Origin of the sequence: Pseudomonas sp. B22(2017) (assembly GCF_002113105.1) — a bacterium.
Taxonomy (GTDB): domain Bacteria; phylum Pseudomonadota; class Gammaproteobacteria; order Pseudomonadales; family Pseudomonadaceae; genus Aquipseudomonas; species Aquipseudomonas asiatica.
Map to the genome: position 1 here is coordinate 1 of NZ_NEJN01000030.1, position 1,590 is coordinate 1,590.

Sequence of the window (1,590 nt, forward strand, 5' to 3'; positions counted from 1 at the left end):
TCGACCGAGTCGTTGATCGTGGTCTGCGCCGGGGTCGGGTTCGGCGTCAGCTGTTCGAAGTTGCCGCCGGTGGCGCTCTCGATGGTCACGCTAACGGTCGAGCCGTTGTTGTAGACGTCATTGGCCGGGGTTTCGAAGTCGACGCTGCCCTGGGTCTTGCCGGCTTCAACGGTGATGGTCTGGCCGTTGGACAGGGTCACGGTCACCGGGGTCTGAGCCGGGTTGCTCAGGGTCACGGTGTAGGTGATCACCCCGCCTTCGGTCACCGACGGGGTCGCCGTCAGGGTCGCGGTGGTGGTGTCGACCGAGTCGTTGATCGTGGTCTGCGCCGGGGTCGGGTTCGGCGTCAGCTGTTCGAAGTTGCCGCCGGTGGCGCTCTCGATGGTCACGCTAACGGTCGAGCCGTTGTTGTAGACGTCGTTCGCCGGGGTCTCGAAGTCAACACTGCCCTGGGTCTTGCCGGCTTCAACGGTGATGGTCTGGCCATTGGACAGAGTCACGGTCACCGGGGTCTGGGCCGGGTTGCTCAGGGTCACGGTGTAGGTGATCACGCCGCCTTCGGTCACCGACGGGGTCGCCGTCAGGGTCGCGGTGGTGTTATCGACCGAGTCGTTGATCGTGGTCTGGGCCGGGGCCGGGTTCGGCGTCAGCTGTTCGAAGTTGCCGCCGGTGGCGCTTTCGATGGTCACGCTAACGGTCGAGCCGTTGTTGTAGACGTCGTTGGCCGGGGTCTCGAAGTCGACGCTGCCCTGGGTCTTGCCGGCTTCAACGGTGATGGTCTGGCCGTTGGACAGAGTCACGGTCACCGGGGTCTGAGCCGGGTTGCTCAGGGTTACGGTGTAGGTGATCACCCCGCCTTCGGTCACCGACGGAGTCGCCGTCAGGGTCGCGGTGGTGTTATCGACCGAGTCGTTGATCGTGGTCTGCGCCGGGGTCGGGTTCGGCGTCAGCTGTTCGAAGTTGCCGCCGGTCGCACCGGTAATCGTGGTGCTGACAGTCGAGCCGTTGTTGTAGACGTCATTGGCCGGGGTCTCGAAGTCGACGCTGCCCTGGGTCTTGCCGGCTTCCACGGTGATGGTCTGGCCATTGGACAGGGTCACGGTCACCGGGGTCTGAGCCGGGTTGCTCAGGGTCACGGTGTAGGTGATCACGCCGCCTTCGGTCACCGACGGGGTCGCCGTCAGGGTCGCGGTGGTGTTATCGACCGAGTCGTTGATCGTGGTCTGGGCCGGGGCCGGGTTCGGCGTCAGCTGTTCGAAGTTGCCGCCGGTGGCGCTTTCGATGGTCACGCTAACGGTCGAGCCGTTGTTGTAGACGTCGTTGGCCGGGGTCTCGAAGTCGACGCTGCCCTGGGTCTTGCCGGCTTCAACGGTGATGGTCTGGCCGTTGGACAGAGTCACGGTCACCGGGGTCTGAGCCGGGTTGCTCAGGGTCACGGTGTAGGTGATCACCCCGCCTTCGGTCACCGACGGAGTGGCCGTCAGGGTCGCAGTGGTGGTGTCGACCGAGTCGTTGATCGTGGTCTGGGCCGGGGTCGGGTTCGGCGTCAGCTGTTCGAAGTTGCCGCCGGTGGCGCTCTCGATGGTCACG

Annotated in this window: 1 protein-coding gene; it reads right to left on the bottom strand. The window is 65.2% G+C overall.

The genetic code is table 11. From position 1 onward, the window contains the following. Positions 1-1,590 (bottom strand): immunoglobulin-like domain-containing protein (locus CAG18_RS25880; protein ID WP_371807326.1); only part of this gene is annotated, 1,590 nt, incomplete at both ends.